The sequence below is a fragment of the Lentzea sp. NPDC042327 genome (assembly GCF_040647275.1).
Lineage (GTDB): Bacteria > Actinomycetota > Actinomycetes > Mycobacteriales > Pseudonocardiaceae > Lentzea.
On the sequence record NZ_JBEZBX010000018.1, the window covers coordinates 87,362 to 95,195 of the forward strand.

Genomic DNA, 7,834 nt, shown 5'->3' on the forward strand with positions numbered 1-7,834 from the left:
GCGGCAGGCGGATCGCCCCAGTTCTGGAACGGGGGCGATCCGTGACCGGTGGTCGCGGTCATCCTTCCTTGACCGCCTCCACCGCCGGCGAGCGCATGCCCCGCCAGGAGGACGTCAGCGTCGCGCCGAACACCAGCAGCAGCGAGCCGGCGACGATCGCCAGGTAGATGCCGATGGAGCCGGACGGCAGCCAGTCGCCGGTCTTCACCAGGCTGTAGGGCACGATCGTGGTGGCCGACGCGATCGTGCCGAGCAGGATCGCCACCACACCGACCAGCACGCCCTCGGCCGTCAGCATCCCGAGCACCTGCCGCTTGGTCGCGCCGACCAGCTGCTGCAGCCCGAACTCGGCCTTCCGCTTGCGGGTCACCGCGATCAGCGTGTTGAGCACGGTGATCGCCGCGTAGCTCACGATCATCGCGACGATCGTGTAGTTGGCCGAGGCGAGGATCTGCTGGATCTGGTTGTTGCGAGCGGCCAGCGCGGAGCTGTCGACCAGCTCGGTGCCGGGCACGCCGGCGGCGAGGGTCGAGAGCCGGTCGCGCACCGCGCCCACCTGGCCCTCGTTGGAGCGAACCAGGATCTGGCTGACCACGCCTTCGGTGGTGTGCCGCGCGAGGGTGTCCGCGGGCAGCGTCAGGTAGTTCTGGTCGGGGTTGTCGGCGTACAGGGCGACCACGGTGGGCCGGACGCCGGTGCCGTCGCCGAGCTGCAGCGGCAGCCGGTCGCCGACCTTGACGCCCTGCTTCTCCGCGGTCTTGTCCGACAGCGCCACCGCGTCACCGGTCAGCCGGTCCAGCGAACCCGCGACCAGCGGCAGGTCGAGGTTCCGCGCCACGCCGTCCGCGGAGACACCGCGCAGCTCGACCGAGTCGCCGCCGCCCCCCAGGTAGCCCGTGCTGGTGACGAAGTCCGTGGCCGCCGCCACACCCGGTGTGGTCCGCACCCGGTCGAGCACCTCGGGGGCGAAGCCGCCGGAGGAGGAGACGAGCAGGTGGTCCGCGAGCACGTTCCGGTCGTACGAGGCCTGCGACACGGTGTCCTCGGTGGCCTGCATGTACAGCGTGCCCGTGGCGATGCCGACGAGCAGGATGATCGGCGCGATGGCACCGGCCGTCCGCACCGACGAGGTCATCGCGTTCCGCACCGCGAGCCTGCCCGACAGCCCGCTGAGCAGCCGGACCGGCCACCACAGCACGGCGATCAGCGCCTTGGTGATGCCGGGGGCGAGCAGCGCGATGCCGATGCAGAACAGCACCGAGGCGGGTCCCGCCGTGCTGGCCAGCGTGGGACCGTTCTCCATCAGCGTCGCGGTGGCCACGGCGAGCCCGATGCCGTTGGCGAGGAAGAACAACGCGAAGATCAGCCGCCACTTGCTGAACCACTTGGCTTCCGACGCGCTCTCCGCTGCGGCCACCACCGGTTCGGTGCGCGCGGACTTCCGCCCGGCGAAGCGGGTCGCGAGCGCCGCGGCCAGGACGGTGACCAGCGCGCCGACGGCCATGGGCGCCCAGCCCGCGTGGTAGACCACCGAGGAGGACACCACGCCGCTCGAGGACAGCACGGCGAAGAGCGCGTTGCCGAGCCAGTACCCGGGGAAGAGCGCCAGGAGCACGGCCAGCACCGACAGCACGGCCGTCTCGGACCCGATCATCCGCCGCAGCTGCCCCGGCGTGGCGCCGACGCCGCGCAGCAGTGCCATCTCGCGCACCCGCTGCTGCAGGGACAGCCCGAACGTCGAGGCGACACCGAACATCACGATGAGCACGACCGCCGTGCCGAAGACCGCGGCGAGGATGACGATCGTCTCCCGGCTCGCGAGCGTGCCCGGCAGCTCGGCGAGCCCGCGGGTGTCCCCGGTGAGGACTTCGGCGCCGGTACCGACCTTGGCGCTGATCGCGGCGGCGACCGCGGTCACGTCGGCGCCCGGAGCGAGCACGACGGCCACGGAGTCGATGCTGCCGCCCGCGAGCCGGCGTGCGGTGTCGTCGGTGAAGAACAGTGCGCCCGCGGGGTTCGCGTCGCCGTTCTGCCCGGCGACACCGGTGACGCGGAAGGTCTGGGTGACGCCGCGGACGGCGACCCGCACCGACGCACCCGGCTTGACCCCCGCGGCCGCTGCCAGACCGGAGTCGAGCACGACGTCGTCACGACCGGCGGGCGCCTTGCCGTCGGAGAGGGAGTAGGGCGTCAGGCCCGCACTCCCCCAGCCGTGGCCGTAGGAGGTGCCGCCCACGGCCTTGCCGTCGCGCAGCACGGCCGACTGGACCGAGACGTCGGGAACCACGCCTTCGACACCGGGCACCGACGCCACGGTAGCGGCCAGCTTCGGATCGAGGTGGCGGCGCTCGGTGAGCGCCCCCGCGTCGCCGGACTGCTGCCCGGTGACGACGATCGGCGCACCGCCGAGCCGCTGGGGCTCGGCGGACATCCGGATGCCGGTCTCCATCAGCGCGCCGCAGGCGATCACGATCGCGGCGCCGAGGAACATCGCGAGGAACGTCGCGACGAAGCTCGCCCTGCGGAACTTGAGCGTGCTCAGTGCCAGCCGGAACATCAGAACCCACCCCTCATGGGCGCGGCCGCCGTGTCGTCCTGCCAGGCGCCGAGCCGGGTCATCCGCGCCGCGACCGCGTCGGCCGTCGGCGACACCAGCTCACCCGCGATGGCGCCGTCGGCCAGGAACACCACGCGGTCCGCGTAGGACGCGGCGACCGGGTCGTGGGTGACCATGACGAGCGTCTGGCCGGCCTGGTTGACCGACTGGCGCAGCAGGGCGAGCACCGAGGAGGCGGTACGGGTGTCGAGGGCGCCGGTCGGCTCGTCGGCGAACACCACGGCGGGCCGGGTCACCAGCGCCCGCGCGATGGCGACGCGCTGCTGCTGACCGCCGGAGAGCTCCGACGGCCGGTGCTTGAGCCGGTCGGCCAGACCGACGCGGTGGACGACCTCGCTGATGAGCGCCTTGTCCGCGCGCTTGCCCGCCAGCTGCAGCGGCAGGGTGATGTTCTCCATCACCGTCAGCGCGGGCATCAGGTTGAAGGACTGGAAGATGAAGCCGATCCGGTCGCGCCGCAGCTCGGTGAGCTGGGTGCTGTCCAGACCGGACAGGTCGATGCCGCCGACGGTCACCCGGCCCGAGGTCGGCGTCACGAGCCCCGCCGCGCAGTGCAGGAAGGTGCTCTTGCCGGAACCGGAGGGTCCCATCACGGCGGTGAAGGTGCCGTCGCCGAAGTCGAGGCTCAGACCGCGCAACGCGGCGACCTGGCTGTTGCCCTTGCCATAGGTCTTCGACACGGACTCGAGCCGGACCGCCTTCGTGCGGCCGCGGATGGCAGTTGTGGTCACTGCGGTCTCCTGACTGGATTCCCGCGCTCCTAGCACGGCGTCTGGATTCGAGATTAGTGATCGGGCCGGGAGGCCACATTGGCTCTAACCCGCCGATTGAAGGTAGACTTTTCTCCACCTCGACACGCTCAGTAGCCGCGCGGGGAGGAACCTCCCCGTCGAACCTCCAGTTTTCTCCACTGTTTCCGCTCCGGTTCGTACCACCGCATGAATTGACCTCAGCACCAATGCATTCGCACTTCAGGTCCGGTAACCTCCAGATGTCAAGATCAGTGCGGAATCCGCGGCGACGGCCGCGGACTCGGAGGTTCACGCCATGACGGCGCATGATGAGGAATTCATCGCACGTGTGCTGCCCGACGGATGTCTCGAACTCTTCTGCCAGAGCGAGCAGACCTGGCACAAGTGCAGCCGGCGCGGTACCGCGATGTGGATCGCACTGCGGCGCAGCGACTGGCGGCCGGATCTGGCAGCACACGAAATTGCGTGGCAGTTGAATGTGGACGCCGACTCCGTGCGGTGTGACGCGGAAGCCTGGCTGGCACATTTTCGCATGAAGACGAACTGAGCAACCCCGTCGCCGTTTCCCGTCACTTCCGGCCGCTGCTCTCACCGGCTGACTTCACGGGACGTGCGCACCCAGCGGTCGACGGCTTCGGCCGTCGACGTGGCGAAATCCTCCAGCACGGTGAAATGCGTTCCGGGAACCTCGGTCAGCTCGTGGTCGCCGGGCCAGGTCGCCCGCCACTCGGAATCCCCCTCGGCGAAGGACTCGGAAGGCCGCACGAACAGGACGGGCGCGGTCAGCGCGCCAGGGGGGCAGTGCTGGATCAGGTCGCTGTAGCGGCTCATCGCCGCGAGCCGGGAGGTGCCGAACCCGCCGAACGCCGACTCGCGGTCCAGCATCCCGCCGAACATCTGCTGCCACAGGTCGTCCCTGCCCTCGCCGCCGGGCAGGTACGTGTCCACCAGCACCACACCGCCGGCAGGCAGACCGGCCCTCTCCAGGGCTTCGGCGGCGGCGTGCGCGAACTGCCCGCCGGAGGAGTAGCCCACGAGCACGTAGGGCCGGCCGTCCTCACAGGCGGCGCGAACGCCCTCGACCACCACGTCCACCACCGCGGCCACCGAAGCCGGCAGCGGCTCACCGGCACCGAAACCGGGCACGGCGGGCACGAGGACGTCGCGCACGCCGTGGAAGTGCCGGGCGAACCGCGCGTACTGGTGCGCGCCGCCGAGGGCCATCGGCGAGGGCACGCACACCAGCCGGACGGGGGCGTCCCCGGTGGAGAGCCGGACCGGCGGCGGCACCACGCCGAACTCCTCGACGCCGTCGAACGCGGGCAGGACGTCCGCGACGCAGCGCAGCAGGTCGATCGCCGCGGACATCCGGCCGTCCGCCGCGGCCCTGCGCACCAACCCGGCGACCGACTCGTCCTCGGTGAGACCGCCGGAAGCAGGCTGCTCCCCCGCGACCAGCTGCTCCTGCAGGTGCGCGGCGAGCGCGTACGGGGTGCCGTGGTCGAACACGGTGCCGGCGGGCAGCGTCGTGCCGAGAGCGCCGGCGAGGGAGTTGCGGAGCTCGGCGGCCGAGACCGAGTCCATGCCGATCTCCAGGAACACCGCGTCCTCGTCGACGTCGCCGGGACCCGCGTGACCGAGCACGGCGGCGGTGTGCGCGCGCACCGCGTCGGTCAGCCGCGCCAGCTGTTCCTCGCGGGGCAGTCCGGAGATCCTCGCCCACAACGCCTTCTCGGGCGGGGCGTCGTCGACGTGACCGGGCAGCGTGTCGAAGGTGAGCTGCGCCTGCGAGGCCAGCCAGTAGCGCTCGCGCTGGAAGGCGTACGTGGGCAGCGCCGCGCGGCGCGTGCCGGGGAACAGCCTCCGCCAGTCGAGCGCCACTCCGCTGACGTGCAGCCGCGCGAGACCGGCGGCCAGTGCCAGGGGTTCCTCGACCTGGCGACGTCCGAGGGCGATGAGCCCGGTCTTGCCGTCCTCGTCCAGACACTCGCCGGTCATGCCGGTCAGCACGGCGTCGGGGCCGAGCTCGACGTAGCGGGTGACACCGGAGGCGCGCAGGGTCGCCACCGCGTCCGCGAACCGCACGGTCTCGCGCACGTGGCGCACCCAGTAGCCGGGGTCGGTCAGCTCGGCCGCGGCCGCGCGGCCGGTGAGCGCCGAGACGATCGGGATGCGCGGCTCGTGGTACGTGAGCTTTTCCGCCACCACGCGGAAGTCGGCGAGCATGTCGTCCATCAGCGGGGAGTGGAAGGCGTGCGAGACGGTGAGCCGGCGGGTCTTCGCGAACCGTCCCGCGACCGCCAGCACGGCCGCCTCGTCGCCGGAGAGCACCACCGAACCGGGTCCGTTGACCGCCGCGACCGCCACGCGGCCGGGAGCGTCCGCCAGCAGCGGGAGGACGTCGTCCTCGCTCGCGGCCACCGCGACCATCACGCCGCCTTCCGGCAGCGCCTGCATCAGCTTGCCGCGCGCCACGACGAGCGCGCACGCGTCGGGCAGGTCGAGCACCCCCGCCACGTGCGCGGCGGCGAGCTCGCCGATCGAATGTCCCGTCAGGGCGGCCGGTTTCACCCCGAGCGAGGTGACCAGCCGGAACATCGCGACCTCGAAGGCGAACAACGCCGGTTGCGCGTACTCGGTCCTGCGCACCAGCTCGGGGTCCTCCGAGGCCAGCACCTCCGCGAGGCCGAGGCCGGACACGGCGTCGATCTCGTCGAACGCTTCCGCGAACACCGGGTGGTGCGCGCGCAGGGCCAGCCCCATGCCGGGGCGCTGGGCGCCCTGGCCGGTGAAGAGGAACGCCGTGCGGCCGCGGTTCTGCGCACGGCCGCTGACGGCTGCCGCGCTCGGTTCGCCCGCCTCGAACGCGCGCAACGCGTCGAGCAGCTGTTCCCCGGTGGAACCGAAGACGGCCGCGCGGTGCTCGAACGCCGACCGCGCCGTGCCGAGCGTCCGCGCGACGGCGGTGATCGGCTCCGCCTCCCGCTCCGCCAGGAAGGCGTGCAGCTTGCCGGCCTGCGCGGCGAGTGCGCAGGGCGACCGTGCGGACAACGGCCACACCACGACGGGTGCCGGGGGCTCGTCTCCCGGCTCGGGTGCCGCGGGAGGTGCTTCGAGCACCACGTGGGCGTTCGTGCCGCTGATGCCGAACGAGGAGATCCCCGCGCGGCGCGGACGGCCGGTCTCCGGCCACGCCCGTTGCCGGGTCAGCGGCCGCACGGCTCCCGCCGACCAGTCCACCCTGGTGGACGGGGTGCCGACGTGCAGCGTCCGCGGCAGGACCCCGTGCCGCATGGCGAGCACCATCTTGATCACGGCCGCCGCACCGGCGGCGGCCTGGGTGTGCCCGATGTTCGACTTGACCGAGCCGAGCCACAGCGGTTCGCCGCCCTCACGGCCCTGGCCGTAGGTGGCCAGCAGCGCCTGCGCCTCGATCGGGTCACCGAGGGTCGTTCCGGTGCCGTGCGCCTCCACCACGTCCACATCGGACGGTGCCAGCTCCGCCGCGGCGAGGGCCTGCGCGATGACGCGCTGCTGTGACGGCCCGTTGGGCGCGGTGATGCCGTTCGACGCGCCGTCGGAGTTCACGGCGGAGCCGCGCAGGACGGCGAGCACCTCGTGACCGCACCGCCGCGCTTCCGACAGCCGCTCCAGCACGACGACCCCGACGCCCTCGGCGAAGCCGGTTCCGTTGGCGTCGTCGGAGAACGACCGGCAGCGGCCGTCCGGGGACAGTCCTCCCTGCCTGCTGAACTCCACGAAGGTGCCGGGGGTGCCCATCACCGTCACACCGCCTGCCAGCGCCCGGTCGCACTGGCCGCCGCGGATGGCCTCGGCGGCGAGGTGCAGCGCGACGAGCGACGAGGAGCAGGCGGTGTCCACCGACATCGTCGGGCCTTCCAGGCCCAGCACGTACGACACGCGGCCGGAGACCATGTTGCCGGTGCCGAAGCTGCCGAAGTAGTCGTGGTACATCACGCCCGCGTAGACGCCGGTGCGGCTGCCCTTGAGCGAGTGCGGGTCGATTCCCGCGTCCTCCAGGGCCTCCCAGGAGGCCTCCAGCAGCAGCCGTTGCTGGGGGTCGAGCACGGCGGCCTCGTTCGGGCTGATGCCGAAGAACGCGGCGTCGAACTCCCCCGCGTCGTGCAGGAAACCGCCTTCCCAGGTGTAGGTGTGCCCTGCCTTCCCCGGTTCCGGGTCGTACAGCGCGGGGTCCCAGTCGCGGTCGGAGGGGAAGGCGGTGATGCCCTCCCGGCCCTCCACGACCAGCTGCCACAGCTCGTCCGGTGTCGTGACCCCGCCGGGGTACCGGCACGCCATGCCGACGAGCACCACCGGGTCGTCGGCCACCTCGGTGAGGGAGCGGTTGAGCTCGCGCAGCCGCTCGTTCTCCTTCAGCGAGGCACGCAGGGCCTCGACGAGTCTGGCGTCCGGTTTGCCGGCGTTGTCAGCCATCCGTGCCTCC

General features: G+C 72.1%; 3 protein-coding genes and 1 pseudogene. 1 reads left to right on the forward strand and 3 read right to left on the reverse strand.

All coding sequences use genetic code 11. The features are described 5' to 3' along the window. Positions 1–58: 58 nt before the first annotated feature. Both AB0A63_RS34625 and AB0A63_RS34630 read right to left on the reverse strand, forming a co-directional pair. Positions 59–2,557: an ABC transporter permease gene (locus tag AB0A63_RS34625; RefSeq protein WP_360398810.1), complete on the reverse strand. Its 2,499-nt coding sequence runs from the start codon at positions 2,555–2,557 to the stop codon at positions 59–61. Continuing rightward, the gene (locus tag AB0A63_RS34630; RefSeq protein WP_360398813.1) at positions 2,557–3,348 is read right to left on the reverse strand and encodes an ABC transporter ATP-binding protein; all 792 of its coding nucleotides are present in this window, start codon (positions 3,346–3,348) and stop codon (positions 2,557–2,559) included. The genes AB0A63_RS34625 and AB0A63_RS34630 overlap by 1 nt, the downstream gene beginning before the upstream one ends. Positions 3,349–3,664: 316 nt before the next feature. Between AB0A63_RS34630 and AB0A63_RS34635 the strand changes: the two genes are divergently transcribed. Next, complete coding sequence (locus AB0A63_RS34635; RefSeq protein WP_360398816.1) at positions 3,665–3,916, forward strand: hypothetical protein; 252 nt, start codon at positions 3,665–3,667, stop codon at positions 3,914–3,916. Between the two features lie 41 nt (positions 3,917–3,957). Here the strand turns inward: AB0A63_RS34635 and AB0A63_RS34640 are convergent. After that, a pseudogene (locus AB0A63_RS34640) lies at positions 3,958–7,794 on the reverse strand (beta-ketoacyl synthase N-terminal-like domain-containing protein); the annotation flags it as partial. Between the last annotated feature and the right edge of the window lie 40 nt (positions 7,795–7,834).